Source organism: Achromobacter sp. SIMBA_011 (assembly GCF_046535435.1).
Taxonomy (GTDB): Bacteria; Pseudomonadota; Gammaproteobacteria; order Burkholderiales; family Burkholderiaceae_B; genus Achromobacter; species Achromobacter dolens.
The window spans coordinates 1-244 of record NZ_JAWRWN010001061.1; the positions used below are offsets into that span (position 1 = coordinate 1).

The window sequence follows — 244 nt, forward strand, 5'->3', positions numbered from 1 at the left end:
GTCAGATTGCCGCGTGAAAAATAATTCTCGATGGCGCGCCGTGCGGTGCGGGGCAGATAGACCTTGCCGTCCTGCAGGCGCTTTATCAGATCGTCGGGAGTGATATCGATGATTTCGACATCGTCGGCGCGGTCGATGATGCTATCCGGCACCGTTTCGCGCACGCGGATACGGGTGATCTGCGCCACCACATCGTTCAGACTTTCGACATGCTGGATGTTGAGCGTCGTATAAACGTCGATGC

1 pseudogene is annotated in these 244 nt (G+C 56.6%); it reads right to left on the reverse strand.

Annotated features, from left to right (window positions below):
* A pseudogene (locus SB816_RS34270) lies at positions 1-244 on the reverse strand (sensor histidine kinase KdpD); the annotation flags it as partial.